General features: G+C 70.6%; 13 protein-coding genes. 7 read left to right on the top strand and 6 right to left on the bottom strand.

What is annotated here, in order from left to right; genetic code table 11:
• The first annotated feature begins 78 nt into the window (after nucleotides 1-78).
• From D7W79_RS00305 to D7W79_RS00275, 7 genes are read left to right on the top strand one after another with little or no spacing between them, the layout of a single operon-like run.
• Nucleotides 79-1,230, top strand: a complete 1,152-nt coding sequence (locus D7W79_RS00305) for a FliM/FliN family flagellar motor switch protein (RefSeq protein ID WP_244221528.1) — start codon at nucleotides 79-81, stop codon at nucleotides 1,228-1,230.
• Nucleotides 1,227-1,712, top strand: a complete 486-nt coding sequence (locus tag D7W79_RS00300; RefSeq protein ID WP_120523296.1) for a hypothetical protein — start codon at nucleotides 1,227-1,229, stop codon at nucleotides 1,710-1,712. Before D7W79_RS00305 ends, D7W79_RS00300 begins: the two co-directional genes overlap by 4 nt.
• Complete coding sequence (gene sctR / locus D7W79_RS00295; protein WP_120523295.1) at nucleotides 1,709-2,434, top strand: type III secretion system export apparatus subunit SctR; 726 nt, start codon at nucleotides 1,709-1,711, stop codon at nucleotides 2,432-2,434. The genes D7W79_RS00300 and sctR overlap by 4 nt, the downstream gene beginning before the upstream one ends.
• A gap of 4 nt (nucleotides 2,435-2,438) precedes the next feature.
• Complete coding sequence (locus D7W79_RS00290) at nucleotides 2,439-2,708, top strand: flagellar biosynthetic protein FliQ (RefSeq protein ID WP_120523294.1); 270 nt, start codon at nucleotides 2,439-2,441, stop codon at nucleotides 2,706-2,708.
• Nucleotides 2,705-3,499 carry an EscT/YscT/HrcT family type III secretion system export apparatus protein gene (locus D7W79_RS00285; RefSeq protein ID WP_120523293.1) on the top strand — a complete coding sequence of 265 codons (795 nt, stop codon included), beginning with the start codon at nucleotides 2,705-2,707 and terminating at the stop codon, nucleotides 3,497-3,499. Before D7W79_RS00290 ends, D7W79_RS00285 begins: the two co-directional genes overlap by 4 nt.
• Entirely contained in the window at nucleotides 3,496-4,542 is a 1,047-nt protein-coding gene (locus D7W79_RS00280) for an EscU/YscU/HrcU family type III secretion system export apparatus switch protein (protein ID WP_120523292.1), read from the top strand. Before D7W79_RS00285 ends, D7W79_RS00280 begins: the two co-directional genes overlap by 4 nt.
• The gene (locus D7W79_RS00275) at nucleotides 4,542-6,617 is read left to right on the top strand and encodes a flagellar biosynthesis protein FlhA (protein ID WP_120523291.1); all 2,076 of its coding nucleotides are present in this window, start codon (nucleotides 4,542-4,544) and stop codon (nucleotides 6,615-6,617) included. The genes D7W79_RS00280 and D7W79_RS00275 overlap by 1 nt, the downstream gene beginning before the upstream one ends.
• Before the next feature lie 3 nt (nucleotides 6,618-6,620).
• Here D7W79_RS00275 and D7W79_RS00270 read toward each other — a convergent pair whose 3' ends face one another.
• The 6 genes from D7W79_RS00270 to ligA form a co-directional block, all read right to left on the bottom strand.
• Nucleotides 6,621-6,971 carry an HU family DNA-binding protein gene (locus D7W79_RS00270; RefSeq protein WP_043321998.1) on the bottom strand — a complete coding sequence of 117 codons (351 nt, stop codon included), beginning with the start codon at nucleotides 6,969-6,971 and terminating at the stop codon, nucleotides 6,621-6,623.
• 125 nt (nucleotides 6,972-7,096) lie between these two features.
• A complete protein-coding gene (locus tag D7W79_RS00265; protein WP_167497653.1) occupies nucleotides 7,097-8,497 on the bottom strand; it encodes a YhjD/YihY/BrkB family envelope integrity protein in 1,401 nt (466 codons plus the stop codon).
• A gap of 365 nt (nucleotides 8,498-8,862) precedes the next feature.
• Nucleotides 8,863-11,547 carry an Rne/Rng family ribonuclease gene (locus D7W79_RS00260; RefSeq protein WP_120523290.1) on the bottom strand — a complete coding sequence of 895 codons (2,685 nt, stop codon included), beginning with the start codon at nucleotides 11,545-11,547 and terminating at the stop codon, nucleotides 8,863-8,865.
• A gap of 575 nt (nucleotides 11,548-12,122) precedes the next feature.
• Nucleotides 12,123-12,566: a DUF3052 family protein gene (locus D7W79_RS00255; RefSeq protein WP_014398919.1), complete on the bottom strand. Its 444-nt coding sequence runs from the start codon at nucleotides 12,564-12,566 to the stop codon at nucleotides 12,123-12,125.
• Nucleotides 12,563-12,850 (bottom strand): acylphosphatase, encoded by a 288-nt coding sequence (locus D7W79_RS00250; RefSeq protein WP_120523289.1) that lies wholly within the window; start codon nucleotides 12,848-12,850, stop codon nucleotides 12,563-12,565. Before D7W79_RS00250 ends, D7W79_RS00255 begins: the two co-directional genes overlap by 4 nt.
• 10 nt (nucleotides 12,851-12,860) lie before the next feature.
• Nucleotides 12,861-14,885: an NAD-dependent DNA ligase LigA gene (ligA, locus tag D7W79_RS00245; RefSeq protein ID WP_120523288.1), complete on the bottom strand. Its 2,025-nt coding sequence runs from the start codon at nucleotides 14,883-14,885 to the stop codon at nucleotides 12,861-12,863.
• Nucleotides 14,886-15,259 lie beyond the last annotated feature (374 nt).

Here is a 15,259-nt window from a genome sequence, read left to right as displayed (position 1 = left end):
CCCTGATTCCACGAGCCGGCCCCCTGGCTGGGGCCGTGCACAGGGGACGTGTGTCCCATCGCCGTTCCGGAGTGCCGGATGCAAACGAATCCAGTCAGGTCTCCCAGTGTCTCGAAGAAGCCCACGCGTCCGTTCCACCCGGGTGCACGCCGGCTGACGCGCGCCCACCTGGTGCTGGGACAGCGGCCCCAGGTAGGGCGATGGGGCGCGGAGCTCCTGCGCGACGTGGGCGCGGCGCTGTCACGGGACTTGAGCGCGACGGTCAAGGTGGAGGGGCACCTGGTGCAGGCGGCGGTCCAGCCGGAGCGTGAGCTGGCGGTGGGCATGGTGTTCGCGCTGGTGGAGCTGTCGGCGGTGGGCGGCACGGCCATCGTGGAGCTGGAGGTGCCGTGGGTCTTCGCGGCGTTGGCGAAGTTGGCGGGGGCGGGACTGCGGCCGGCTCCCGTGACGGAGCTGACCCGGCTGGAAGAGTCCACGCTGGTGTACCTGCTGCTGTCCGCCCTGGCCGCGATGCGCGGGCAAGGTGAATGGGTGCGAAGGCTGGGACCTCGGTTGTCCGCGGTGTCGATGCGGCGCGGTGACGTGCTGACGCGAGTCGACCCGAGACAGCCCTATGTCGCGGTGTTGCTGACGGCAACGGTGGAGGACGCGACGGTGGGAGGCCGGGTGCTCCTGCCCGCCCGTGCCGTGCAGACCGCGTTTCAGGAACTGCCCGTGGAATCGGCAGGCGCCATCGCGCCCCAGGTGCTGGCGGCATCGGTGCCCGCACGCTGCCTCGTGGGACGCAGCCCGTTGCAGGCCTCGGCCGTGGATGCGCTGTCGGCGGGAGACGTCGTGCTCTTCGAGGGCGTGCGTCTCCGCGATGGGCGCGTGGAGGGAAAAGGACAGCTGATCACCCGGGGCTTCGCGCTCCGGGGCGAGTTTCTCGCGGACGGTTTTTCGACAGGGAGCGTCGTGCACTCGCACGCGGCCCGACAGGAGTCGGACATGGCGACGAACAAGCGGAGCGAGGCGATGCCGCCGCTCCCGGTGGATGTGGAGATCGAGCTGACGCGGTTGCTGTTGCCCTTGGCGGAGCTGGCGGCGCTCAAGCCGGGGACACTGCTGCCCCTGCACGTGAATGCGAGCAGCCCCGTGTTGCTGCGCGTGGGCGACCGAGTGGTCGCGCGTGCGGAGTTGGTGGAGATCGAAGGCGAAGTGGGCGCCCGCATCCTGGCGTTGCTGCCGTGAGCGGACCGGTGAACACGTTGCTGTCCTCCTTCTCTCCACGCGGCCGACTGCTGCTCGCGTCGGCCCTGCTGGTGGGGCTGGCGACGCTCGCGCCGCTGGGAGGACTGTCGCTGGTGGGCACCTCGCGCCTGCTCGTCGGCTCGATGGCCCTGGCGGGGCTGGGCTGGGTGTTGCTCCGCAAGGGAGGCGAGGCGGGGAGTCGCGATGACTCCGCTCCGGCGCCCCTGAGCATCATCTTTCGGACGGGGCTTTCACAGCGCTGCGGCCTCGCGCTCGTGGAGGCGGAGGGACGGCGCTACCTCGTGGCCTACGGCGACACCTTCGCGGAGATCCATGAGACCCGCGCCATGGCCGTCCTGCCCGGAGCGATGCCCAGGGCCACCGTGAAGCCTCGGGTGGACCTGGAGCCGACGGTGCTCTTTCCCCGTGCGCGACAGACGCAGGTTGCGTGTGGCGCGTCCCGGAAGCGGGGTGGGGGATGAAGGCCCTCGGATTGGGATGCGGTGTGTTCCTTCCCGCGATCGCGTTCGCCTCGGAGCCCTCCCTGGCGCAGGCCTCCTATGCCGGCAGCCCACTGGCGATGATGGGAATGCTCACGCTCCTGTCGCTGCTGCCGTTCGCGGTGCTGATGCTGACGAGCTTCTCGAAGATCGCCGTGGTGCTCTCCCTGGCCCGCTCGGCGATGGGCACGCAGCAGGCACCGCCGACGGTGGTGCTGACGGGGCTCGCCGTGGTGCTGACGGGGCACATCATGGCGCCGGTGATGGAGCGCATGTACGACGCGGGACAAGCGGCGTACGACGAGGTGCACTCCGGAGCGCAGGTCCTCTCCGCCGCGAAGCAGGTGACGGAGCCCCTGCGCGGCTTCCTCACGAAGCACGGCAGCCCCGAGGAGCGGGCCCGCTTCGTGGACCTGGCCCGCGAGCTGCGTCCTCCGGAGGAGGCGGAGCAGGTGCATGAGACGGACCTGTTCGTCGTCATCCCGGCCTTCGTCATCACCGAGCTGAAGGAAGCCTTCCAGATTGGCTTCATCGTCTTCCTGCCCTTCCTGGTGCTCGACATGGTCGTCGCCAACGTGTTGCTCGCGTTGGGCATGCAGACGCTGTCGCCGGGGCAGGTGAGCCTGCCCTTCAAGATCCTCCTCTTCGTCGCCGTGGATGGTTGGGCCCTGCTCGCGCGGGGACTCATCCTCGGCTACCGGTGACACCGTGACCCAGGACGTCCTGCTCACCCTGGGGCGTGAAGCCCTGCTGTTGATGGTGGTCGCCTCGCTGCCGCCCATTGGCGCGAGCCTGTTGGTGGGCTTCCTGATGAGCCTCTTCCAGGCAACGACCCAGTTACAGGAGAGCACGCTGTCGGTGGTGCCCAAGCTGTGCGCGGCGGTGCTGTCCCTGGTGCTCGCGGGCCCGTGGATCGCCGGTCAGCTCACGCGCTTCACCCAGCAGGTCCTCATGCTCATCGCGGAGGTGGCGCTGTGAACCCGGACGTGTTGGGCGAACAACTCCTCTCCCTGGGACCGCACGTTGTAGCGGTGGCGCTGTGCGCGGCCCGGCTCGTACCCATCGCGTTCCTCTGCCCGTTGCTGGGAGGCCAGGCCGCGCCCACGACGGTCCGCCTGGGCCTGGTGTTCGCGCTGTCGCTCTTCCTGCACATCGAAGCGGGAGTGGAGTTCAGCGGCACGGTGGAGACGCCGGTGGTGATGGCGGCGCTCGTGGTGCGCGAGCTGGCCTACGGTGTCTCCGTGGGGCTTGTGTCCGCGCTGCCCTTCGATGCGGCGAGGATGGGGGGCCGCTTCATCGACCTGTTCCGAGGAACCTCCGCGGAGGCGAGCCTGCCGCTGGCGGGAAGCCGTGAGTCCGCCACGGGAGACGCGCTGTACAACCTGCTGGTGGCGAGGGTGGTGTCGGGAGCGCTGTTCCCGGTGGTCATCTCGGCCCTGCTGCGAGGTTTCGGGGTGGTGCGGCTGGGCGCCTTCGTGCCCACGGAGGTCTCGGCCCTGCACGTGGTGGTGATGGTGGGCGGCGCCATGGCCACGGGGCTCGCGGTGGGAGCCCCGGTGGCCGCCGCGGCGCTCGCGGTGGATTGCTTCCTGGGCATGGCCTCCCGCGCCGCGGCCCAGGTGAATCTCCAGGAGCTGGGAGCCCCCCTGCGCATCCTCGGGGGCGGCGCGTTGCTATGGCTGGGCGTGGGGCTGCTGTGTGAGCGGCTGCTCGCGGGCGTGGCTTCGACCGAGGGGGCGCTGGCGCTGCTGGGCGAGGTCTCGCGATGAGCGGCGAGAAGACGGAACAGCCCACCGCGAAACGCCTGCGGGAGGCGCGGCGCAAGGGCCAGCTTCCTCGCAGCCGGATGTTGTCCTCCAGCGCGACGACGCTGGGCGGACTGTTGGGCTTCATCGCGTTCGCACCCGAAGGCTTCGCGCGGCTGAGGGACTGGACCGCGCGGTTGATGCTGGAGCAGACCCTCGCGGGTGCATGGGAAGAGGGGGCCTGGGTCGCCGCGCGGCTGTGCGGTCCCGCGTTGGGCGGAGCACTCATGGCATCGCTGGCGGTCTCCGTGGCCACCGTGGGCTTCGAGGTGGACGCGCGCCATGTCGCGCCGAAGCTCGAGCGGATCAATCCCGCCGCGGGCCTCAAACGCCTCTTCAGCGTCCGGCCACTGGTCGAGATGGGCAAGGCGCTGCTCGTGGCGGCACTGCTGGCCTTCATCGTCTGGGATGAGGTGGAGACGGTCGGCCCTGATGCCCTGCGGGCCGCGTGGCTCGATGGAACCCAGGGCTTGGAGTTCCTCGTCGGCCGGCTGGCGGCGTTGGTGACGCGACTGGCGTGGGTGGCGCTGGGGTGCGGCGCCGTGGACTACGCGCTTGCCCGGCGCAGGCACCGGCGCGAGCTGATGATGAGCCGTGAAGAAATCAAACGGGAGCACAAGGAGAGCGAGGGCGACCCGCGCCACAAGGGGCAGCGGAAGGCCCTGCATCGTCAACTGGCGCAGGGTGGTCCGGCACGTGGGGTGCAGAAGGCCACCGCCGTGATCGTCAACCCCACGCACATCGCGGTCGCGCTCCGCTACGACGCGGGCGAATGCGACGCGCCCTACCTCGTGGCCAAGGGCCGCGAACAGGACGCGCTCGCGCTCAAGGAGGAGGCGCACCGGCAGGGCATCCCCGTGGTCCGGGACGTGCCGCTGGCTCGCAGCCTCATCCACTTCGACGTCGGAGAGTCCATCCCCGAGGAGCTGTACCAGGCGGCGGCCGTCGTGTTGCGTACCGCGATGGAGCTGCGCGAGCCGGACGACCGTCCACGGAGACAGACGTGATGCACCCACTTATCAAGGTCTTGCTGAAGGCTCGTCAATCCTCGGACGTCGTGCTCGCGGTGGCGATGGCCGCGGTGCTGGGCGCGCTCATCATTCCGCTGCCGGCGTGGCTCCTCGACGTGGGGCTCGCGGTGAACCTGGCCGCGGCGGTGGCGCTCCTGGTCGCGGCGCTGAACGCGAAGGATGCGCTGCGGGTGACGTCGTTCCCCACGTTGCTGCTCTTCACCACGCTGTTCCGGCTGTCGCTCAACGTGTCGTCCACGCGGCTGGCGCTCTCGGAGGGCCACGCGGGCGAGGTCATCCAGGCCTTCGGCGAGTTCGTGGTGCGAGGCGACTACGTGGTGGGCGCGGTGGTGTTCGCCATCCTCACGCTGGTGCAGTTGTTGGTGGTGACCAAGGGCGCCGAGCGGGTCGCGGAGGTGTCCGCCCGCTTCACGCTGGACGCGATGCCCGGCAAGCAGATGTCCATCGATGCGGACCTGCGCGCGGGCGCCATCGACCAGACGGCGGCCCGGCGGAGGAGGCGCGACCTGGAGCGTGAGTCCCAGATGTTCGGCGCCATGGACGGCGCGATGAAGTTCGTGAAGGGCGACGTCGTCGCGGGCCTCGTCATCGTCGCGGTGAACCTGCTGGGCGGCACCCTCATTGGCGTGTTGCAGAACGGCCAGTCCTTCTCCGAGGCCGCCGCCACCTTCGCCCTCATCGCCATTGGTGACGGGCTCGTGTCCCAGGTGCCTTCACTGTGCATCGCGGTGGCTGCGGGCCTCGTCGTCACGCGGGTGGCGTCGGAGAAGGAGGAGGACTCGCTCGGGGCGGAGATTGGCTCCCAGTTCTTCGGTGACTTCCGCACGCTGGCCACCGTCGCGGGCCTGTGCGTCGCGCTGGCTTTGATGCCGGGCATGCCGCACCTGACCTTCCTCGTCCTGGCGGCGGGCCTCGGAGGGCTCGGCCATGCGCTGCGGCGCAAGGGCCAGGCGCCGGAGAAGCCGCAGTCGAAGGACGGGGCTCCCACCGGGGCCGCGGTGCCGGCTGGAGCCGCAGGCAAGCCTCCCGAGAGCGCGAAGGCACCGGTCGGTGTGACGCCCCTCACGCTGGACCTGTCCGCGCAGCTCACGCCGCTCGCGGAGGCCGACGGGGGCGCCTTCGTGCACACGGTGCTGAACGCCGTGCGTGACGAGCTGTTCTTCGAACTGGGCGTGCGCATCCCCGGCATCCGGGTGCGGACCCACGCCGCCTACCTGGGGCCCGGCGAGTACCGCATCCTCCTGGACGAAGTGCCCGCCGGTGGCGGCGTGGTGCAGCCCGGGGCCCTGTATGCGCTCGTTCCTCCCGGCGAGCTGGCCTTCCTGGAGGTCCAGGCGGAGGCGGCCGTGGAGCCCGCCAGTGGACGTCCCGTCAGCCGCGTGGGGGAGGGGGCCCGCTCCCGGCTGGAGCTGGCGCAGGTGCCGCTGCGCAAGCCGTCGGAGCTCATCGCGGACCACCTGCGGGCCGTGCTGCGCCTGCGCGCCTCCGCGCTGCTGGGGCTCCAGGAGGTGCAGGGGCTGCTGGAGGGGCTGGAGGCCCAGTCCCCCGTGCTGGTGAAGGAAGCGCTGCAGAAGGTGCCGCTGCCGCTGCTGGTGGACGTGCTGCGGCGGCTCGTGCAGGAGCAGGTGAGCATCCGCGACCTGCGCGCCATCCTGGAGGCGCTCGTGGCGCCCACCACCGAAGGGGACGCCACCGCCCTGGCCGAGCGCTGCCGTCAGGCCCTGCACCGCTACCTGAGCCACCAGTTCGCGCCCACGGGCCCGCTGTACGCGTACCTCGTGGATCCGGAAGTGGAAGAGGTGCTGCGCGCCAGCGGCCCCAGGGGGCCCGCGCCGGAGCCGGAGCGCATCATGGAGATATTGGAGGGGGTGCGGCAGATCGCCAATGGGGGCCGGGCGGTGCTGCTCACGGCTCCGGACATCCGCCGCCCGCTGCGCAAGCTGTGCGAGGGGCCGTTCCCGGACGTGGCGGTGCTCACCTACGGCGAGCTGGACGGGGATCTGCAGATTCGCCCCATCGGCCGGCTGGCGCCGGTCGCAGTGGGGCGGTGAGGCCTAGAGGGTGCCGGTGCCGCTGCTGCCCTTGAACTCGGAGGAGGGCGGCAGGTCCGACTGGGCCTGCAGCGGCGCGGGGCGGTTGACCCGGTCGCGCAGCTCCTTGCCGGTGCGGAAGAGCAGGCCGCGCTTGGGCTTCACCGGGATGACCTGGCCCGTCTTCGGGTTGCGGCCCTGGTAGCCCTGGTAGTTCTTCACGTGGAAGGCGCCAAGCCCGCGAATCTCGATGTTCTCCCCGCGGCAGAGGGCGTCCTTCATCGACTCGAAAATCGTCTCGATGGTCGCCTCCGCCTGCTTCTGGGTCACGCCTCGTTTGGCGACGAGGATGTTGATCAGATCGGACTTGAGCATCGGACGCTCCCGCAAACCCCGTGACCCCTTGGTGACAGGGCTCTCTGGCCCGTTGTCGAGTCGCGAATACATAACAGAACACCTCCTCCTTGCAAGCCGGGTGGGCTCCCAACCCTCTAAAAACGTTACGGATTTCCGCCACCGACCGCTGCCTTGGGAGCCTCGGGGGCGGGCGGGGCGAGCAGCCCCGGGCGCAGCGGTGTCACGAGGTCCAGCCACCGCGTGCGGCGCAGCAGGTCGACCCCGGCACAGTCGGCCGCCTGGAACAGGGGTTCGAACTGTTCGAAGCCCGGGGCCTTGGGGCCCGTCCAGGTCTCGGGGCCACCGGTGATCATCACCCCGTGCACCGCGAGCGTGAGGTCCGCGAGCGTGAGCTCCGCGGGGTCCTTCGCCGGGCGCAGGCCGCCTCGTCGCGCGCGCTCCAGCAGGCGGGCTTCCACCATCCGGTCCACCACTTCGTGCACCAGCGACTCCGGCACGCGCAGCCGCGTGGCCAGCTCGCGCGGCAGGGGGGGCGTGAGCCCATCCACCCAGCACAGGGTGACGTCCTGCGCGACGCGTGCGCCCACCAGCTCGTGCGCGCGCGGGTGGCTGCCGAAGGCGAAGAGGGAGCCTCGGAAGGAGGCGTGCTCCACGGCGTAGGACAGCCGGGCGCCGAACAGCATCACCAGCCAGCTCACGTACACCCAGGCGAGGAACAGGGGCAGGGCGCCCAGCGACGCGTAGAGCGGGTTGTAGAGGAAGCTGCGCGCGGCGAACTCGGCGTACACCTGCTTCGCCAGCATCCAGCCCAGGCCCGCCACCAGTCCGCCCGCCAGCGCCGAGCGCACGCGCACGTGGGCGTAGGGCGTCCAGAGGTACAGCAGCGTCAGGCTGCCCATGGCGATGAGCGTGGTGCCCACGGCGATGAACAGCGGCGCGGAGGGCGCGTAGGTCTGCAGGAGCACGCGGACCCGGCCCGTGCCCGAGAAGGAGATGGCCAGGAAGATGGGGCCCAGGAGCAGCAGCCCCGCGTAGATGGACAGGCGCGTCAGCCACGGGCGCTGGCGCCGGATGCCCCACAGCTCGTTCACCGCGCCGTCGATGTGGCGCAGCAGCGAGCCCGCCGACAGCAGCACCGCGAGGAAGCCCACGCTGCCCACCGCGATGGAGTCTCCCGGGTGCAGGAACCGGTCGAGCAGGGCGGCGGATTCTTCGCTGACGCCCGGCGCCAGCACCTCGGAGATGACGAAGCGCAGCTTCCGCTGGAACTGCTCCTGGTGGAGCGTGCGCAGCAGCACGATGCCCACGGTCAGCAGCGGCACCAGCGAGAACATGCTGATGTACGTGAGCGCGGCGGCGCGCAGGCGCAGGTTCTCGCCCATGAAGCCGCGCGCCACGGTGCGCCCCGCGAAGAAGATGTCCGCCGCGAAGCGGCCTCCCGACGTGGCCCCGATGGGCGCCCACACGCGGGCCGCTGTCTGGAGCGCCCAGGCCCGGGCCCGGACCAGGGGCCGCCGGACGCGCCACGACAGCCTCCGCACCATCCTCACGGCTTCCTCCTGGCGTGCTTCCAGCCCGTTGCGGCCAGGGCGCGGGAGTCCAGGAGCGTGCGAAGGCGCGGAGGCGAGCGGTTCATCCCAGGCGATTCAGATGGGCCCAGGGGTGGAACGACGCCCCCGGTGTGGAAGTGCCACCGTAGCCAAACTCGGCACTGGGGAACCAGCCCGCCTGCCCCGATGAAGCGGACGTTGTCACCCCATTCACGACCTCGCCCGCCTGGCTGGTGACCGTGCGGGAGACCGGGGTTCATGAAGTCGTGGGTGCGTCTCCATGCAGGCGAATGAAGAAGGCCCGGCGGGGTTCGCACCCACCGGGCCTTCGTTGTCACTCACGAACCGGAATCAAGGGCTCAGGCTTCGCTGCCCCCGCCGGACGGCTCCGAGGAGCCCCCGCCGGATGCCGCAGGAGGCGGGCTGCCGCCACCGCCACCATTGTTGCCACCGCCGGAACCGCCCCCGCGCTCGGACCGCTCCCCTCGCTCGCCGCCGCGGTTCTCGCCGCCGCGACGCTCGCGGTCTCCACCCCGGTTGCGGTCACCGCCGCGGTCGCCGCGATTCTCGCTGCTGCGCTCCGGACGACGGCCCTCGCGACGGTCTCCGCCTCCGCGTTCCCCGCCGCGCTCGCCGCCGCCACGGTTCTCGCCGCCGCCACGGTTCTCGCCGCCGCCACGGTTCTCACCGCCGCCGCGCTCGCCACGGTCGCGGTCCCGGCCGCCACCGCGGCGGCCCTGGTCCTGACGGCCGCCGTAGTTGTTGTCCGGACGGCGCTGCTGCATTGCCAGCTCGCCGTCACCGGAGCCCGGCGACGAGGCCACCTTGTGCTCGGGGCCCGTGGCCGACCGGCCGTAGATGTCGTACTGCTCGCGGTGGTAGTTCTGCTGCGCCTTCACCTGGATGGACTTGTTGTAGCGGTCCATCAGGTGCCGCAGCTCGTTGCGCTCCTCGCCCTGCAGGAGCCGCGCGACCTCCGCGTTGCAGTTGATGACGAGCGTGGAGTCCTTGTAGCCCGGCGCCTCGCGGCGGATCTCCCGGAAGATTTCGTACGCGACCGTGGTCGCCGTCTTCACGAAGCCCTTGCCGTCGCAGTACGGGCAGTCCTCGTGCAGCACGCGGCCAATGGACTCGCGCACGCGCTTGCGCGTCATCTCCACCAGGCCCAGCTCGGAGATGCGCAGCACGTTCGTCTTGGCCTTGTCGCGGCCCAGTGCTTCCTGCAGCGACTTGAAGACCTTGTCGCGGTTCTGCGCCTTCTCCATGTCGATGAAGTCGCAGATGATGATGCCGCCGATGTTGCGCAGCCGGAGCTGGTAGACGATCTCCTTGGCCGCCTCGACGTTGATCTTGGTGATGGTCTCCTCGAGGCTCTTCTTGCCGACGTAGCGGCCCGAGTTGACGTCGATGGCGGTGAGCGCCTCCGCCTGGTCGATGATGAGGTAGCCGCCGCTCTTCAGCCACACCTTGCGCTGGGTGGCGCGCTGCAGCTCCTGCTCGATGCCGTAGGCGTCGAAGACGGGCTCGTCCGTTTCGTGCAGCACCACGCGGTCGCGCAGCGCCGGGTCCTGCGCGGTGACGAAGCCCTGGATGCGCTCGTACTCCTCCGCGTCGTCCACGACGAGCTTCTCCACGTCGTGGGCGAACAGGTCGCGCGTGGCGCGCAGGATGAGGTCCAGGTCCGGGTGCAGCAGGCCCGGTCCGCCGCGCTTCTCGTTGCGGCGCACCACCTGGTTCCACACCTCGATGAGGAACCGGATGTCGCTCTCCAGCTTCTCCTGGGGAACGTTCTCCGCCACGGTGCGCACGATGAAGCCCGTGCCGGGCGGCCGCAGCCGGTCCACGATTTCACGCAGCCGGCGGCGCTCCTTCTCATTGGAGATGCGGCGGCTGATGCCCACGTGGTCCACCGTGGGCATGAACACCAGGTGACGGCCGGGGATGGAGATGTGCGACGTGAGCCGCGCGCCCTTCGTGCCGATGGGGTCCTTGGAAATCTGGACCACCACCTCCTGGCCGACCTTCAGCAGGTCTTCAATCTTGTCCGTCTTGCGCTGCTTGGGCTTCTCCTTCTCCTCGTCGCGCTTCTCGCGGCGGGGCGGCTCCTGGCGGCGCTTGTCCTTGTCCTTCTCGCGGCCTTCCCGGTTGCGCGGCTCGCGGGCCTCCCGCGCCTCGCGCGGCGTGCGGCGCTCGCCGGACACCTCGGCCGGACGGGCGGACTCGGCGGCGGGGGGAGGGATGAGCTCCCCCAGGGCGGCCGCGTGCGGCGGCGGCTCGGCGGCGCCGTCCGTCGTGGGCGCCGCGCCGGACTCGGCGAGGGCGGCGGCGGTGGCGCTCTCCGCGGGCGTCTCCTGGACCGGCGCGGTGGGCTCCTCCGGGGGCGTGCCGTTCTCCGACAGCGGCACCGCTACGGCGGCGGTGGACACCGCGACCTGGGACTCCTGCGCGGCGCCTTCGGCCGGGGCCTCCACGGCGGCCGCGGGCTCGGTGGCCTGGCTGGATTCAGACGGGGCCTGGGCCTCCACCGGCGCCGGGGCGGCTTCCGGGGCCGGCTTCACGGCCTCGTGCGACGCTTCGGGCGTCTCACCCTGGGGAGCGGCCTGAGCCTGGACATCCAGGGCCAGCGCGCCGTCATGGGCCAGCACCGGCTCCGGGCGGGCCGGAGACGCTTCCGTGCCGGCGGGCAGGGCGTGCGTGACGTCCGGGACGGTGGCGGCCGCGAGCTCCACGGCGTCGGCCTCGGACTCGGTGGGGACCTCCGGGGCGTCCTCGTGCTCGCCCTCGGTCAGCTCGAACTGCGCGCGGGCGAAGTCCGGGTCGTAGACGACGTCGCTGACATACAGGAAGGCGGCCTTCTCCAACCCGATGTCGACAAAGGCCGCCTGCATGCCCGGGAGGACCCGGACGACGCGCCCCTTGTAGATGTTTCCGACGACGCCCTTGTCCTTCTTACGCTCGAGGTAGAACTCCGCGATATGGCCGCCCTCGACGAGCGCCACCCGGGTCTCCCGACCCGCGGCATTGATGACGAGCACACTGCTCATGGATGAATCCTGGTAGCGCGCGCGGTAGGGGGGACCTCACCGGACGGGAGGCGGCGAGACGCCACACCTCCGAGCACGCCGCGAGGGGAGAGGCGGCCAGTGGGCCTCCGGCGTGTGCACGCCTTCCGGAAGACCCGGAGGGAGAACGCATCGCCTGGGTGGGGGCCGAGGACATCGCCGCCTGCTCCTCCGAGTTCACGTCGCCCCGCATTGCGACCGGCACCGTGCCGGGCGGGGCTGCTTCTCTTCACGCGCTCGAGGCTTCCACCACGCCCGTGCCGTCCGCCCCCTCTTCCACACCCGGTCGGTGCCCTTCATGTGGGTCACCTTGGGGGGGCGTCTGGGGGCCCCGGAGCAGCAGGGACGTCCGGAGGAAACCGGAAGCGCAACCCGTCGAAATTCCAGCCTGGGCCTGATGTCCCGCCAACGCGGGGCGTCACACAACCGCCCAGAAACACGGAGAGTTTTCCACGCCCCTCCAGGTGTGTAAAGGCCCGATGCGCCCGTTCATCCACTGTCGGGCAGATGGAGGGCGGGCCCGCCCTCCGGGCGTACGGGCGCTCGGAAACGGACGTTCAGGCCTGGGCAGGGGCCTGCTTGCGCCCTTCCGGCTTGTCCAGCTTGCCGCGCGGACGGCGCACCAGCCGCAGGCCGGTCCAGGTCTCGTCGATGATGCAGATTTTGTTGTCCACGAGCCCGATGTCGAGCGCCGCCTGGCGCACGAAGTCCTCGGACAGGCGCGTCTTCACGCCCTCTCCGGCGGGCCAGCAGACCCAGATGCCGCCGTTGAGGGTGGTGGCGCGCGACAGCGCGGGCAGCCGCTGCACCAGCTCCGTGGCGTCGGAGGTGAAGAAGAGGATGACGTCCAGCCCCGTCTGGGCGGTGACGAGGAACTCCACCCCGTCCGGCAGCGGGTTGAGCTTCTGCACGAAGCCCCGCGGGGGGTTGATGACGGAGACCTTGGTGCCGGACCGGATGCCCAGCATGGCCGGCAGGGAAGCCAGGGCGTAGGGCGTCATGATGTGCGCTCCACGGTGAAGGTGCGGAACTCGCCAGTGGCCCCGCCGTCGGTGCGCGCCACGTCCGTGACGCGCGCCATGCGGGGACCTGAGTGACACCAGCGGATGAAATCTTCCAGCGCGCCCGGTTCGCCTTCCACCGTGGCCTCCACGGAGCCGTCGCTCCGGTTGCGCACCCAGCCCGATAGCCCAAGACGCAGCGCCTCCTGGCGGGCGCTCTCCCGGTAGGAGACGCCCTGGACCGTGCCCTGGATGCGCAGGGTCACCCGGCGCTGCGTGCTCATGCCTCTGGCCTCATGCTCTTGCGTCCCCTTCTAGCAGCTTCAGGAACGCCTGCTCATCCAGGATTCTTACCCCGAGTTCCTGCGCCTTCTTCAGCTTGGTGCCCGCGTCCTCGCCGGCGACGACGAAATCGGTCTTGCGCGAGACACTTCCAGAGACCTTACCCCCGCGCCGTTCGATTTCCTCCTTGGCCTGCTCGCGCGCCAGCCCCGCCATGGTGCCGGTGAGCACCACCGTCTTGCCCACGAAGGGGCCGCCCGTGGCGACCGCCGGGGGCGCGGGCTGGACCCCCGCGTCCAGCAGGGCCTGGATGGCGGCCTGGTTCTGGGGCTCCTGGAAGAAGGTGTGGATGACCTGCGCCATCACCGGGCCCACGTCCTTCACCCGGCTGATGTCCTCCAGGCTGGCCGTGAAGAGCGACTTCACGTCCGGGAAGGCCTCCGCCAGCGCGCGCGCCGTGGAGTCGCCCACGTGGCGGATGCCCAGCGAATACAGGAAGCGGCGCTGGGTGGTGCTCTTGCTGCCCTCGATGGAGGCCAGGAGGTTGTCCGCGCTCTTCTCCCCCATGCGCTCCAGCTCGAGCAGCGAGTCCCGGGTGAGCGCGTACACGTCCGCGAACGCCTTCACCTGCCCGGACGTCACCAGCTGCGTGGCCAGCTTGTCGCCCAGGCCTTCGATATCCATGGCGATGCGGCTGGCGAAGTGGCGCACCTTCTCCACCAGCTGCGCGGGGCAGGACGCGCCCGTGCAGCGGATGATGGCGCCGTCCTCGTCCTTGGCCGCTACCGCGCCGCACACCGGGCAGTGGGTGGGGAAGGTGAAGGGCTGGGAGTCCTTCGGGCGCTTGGACAGCACCACGGAGACGATCTCCGGAATCACGTCCCCCGCGCGGCGCACGAAGACGGTGTCGCCCCGGCGCACGTCCTTGCGGCGCAGCTCGTCCTCGTTGTGCAGCGTGGCGCGCGACACCGTCACGCCGCCCACCTTCACCGGCTTCAGGTGCGCCACCGGCGTGAGCGCGCCCGTGCGGCCCACCTGGATGCCGATGTCCTCCACGGTGGTGGACTCCTCCTCCGGCGGGAACTTGTAGGCCACGGCCCAGCGCGGGCTCTTGGACACCTGGCCCAGGCGGCGGCGCAGGTCCTCGTCGTCCACCTTCACCACCATGCCGTCCACTTCGAAGGGCAGGGCGTGGCGGCCCTTCAGGGACTCGTCGTAGCGCTGGCGCACCCCGTCGGCCCCGTCCGCGCGCTGGTAGCGGTTGATGGGCAGGCCCAGCGTCTTCAGGTACTCCAGCTTCTCGATGTGACTCTTGAAGGCGGGCACGCCGTCGCCGGGCACGCATTCGTAGAGGTAGACGGACAGGGGCCGGGCCGCGGTCTCCTTCGGGTCCAGCTGGCGCAGGCTGCCCGCGGCGGCGTTGCGCGGATTGGCGAAGAGCGACTCGCCCTCCTCCTCGCGCTTCTCGTTGAGCTTGCGGAAGTCCTCCTTGCGGATGAAGACCTCGCCGCGCACCTCCAGCCGCCTGGGCACCTTCACGCCGTCCTGGGGGAACAGCTCCAGGGGCAGGCTCTTGATGGTGCGCAGGTTGGCCGTGACGTCCTCGCCGGTGGTGCCGTCGCCGCGCGTGGCGCCCTGGATGAAGCGGCCGCCCTCGAACCGCAGCGAGATGGCCAGGCCGTCCAGCTTGGGCTCGCAGACGTAGTCCACCTTCGGCAGGCCCGTCAGCTTGCGGATGCGCTCGTCGAACTCCTCCAGCCCGGCGTCATCGAAGATGTTCGCCAGGGACAGCATCTGCGTGGTGTGCACCACCTGCCCGAAGTCCTCCACCGCCGCGCCGCCCACGCGCTGGGTGGGCGAGTCCGGCGTGACGAGCTGGGGGTACTTCACCTCCAACCCCTGGAGCTCACGCATCAGCGTGTCGTACTGCGCGTCGCTGATCTCCGGCGCGTCCAGCACGTAGTAGCGGTGGTTGTGGTGGGCCAGCTCCTGACGGAGCGCTCGGGCGCGGGCTTCGGCTTTCGGGAAGGTGTCCACGGGGCGTGTCCTTACCCCAATTCAAGGGCGCGGCCAGTTGCGCACGCCCCGCGTTGGAGGAGCACCACTCTACCGGCCCCACCTGACAGGCCTGCCTGCCCCCACGGGAAGGGGAACCCGGGGACGCGTGTTGCACGGCGGGGAGGCGCTTCTGTCGCCCCAGTAGGCCCGAATTTCAGCTACATAGCGGATTCCCTGTTGGTGGGACCCCCGCCCTCCAGTGCAACCCCCTGAAAAACGGGACAGAGCGAGGCACGGATGCCTTGACAGCTCTGGAGGCGGTCAATAGTTTCCAGCCCGGTTCCAGGCGCAGGGGTTCCCCCGGCGCCGTCTCTTCCCAACCACAGGCCCACGCGCCCTCCGGTCCGTTCCCA

It is taken from the genome of Corallococcus exercitus, from assembly GCF_003611585.1.
GTDB classification, from domain to species: Bacteria; Myxococcota; Myxococcia; order Myxococcales; family Myxococcaceae; genus Corallococcus; species Corallococcus exercitus.
The sequence above is the reverse complement of the archived record's forward strand: the minus strand, read 5'-3'. Positions and strand labels throughout refer to the sequence as shown.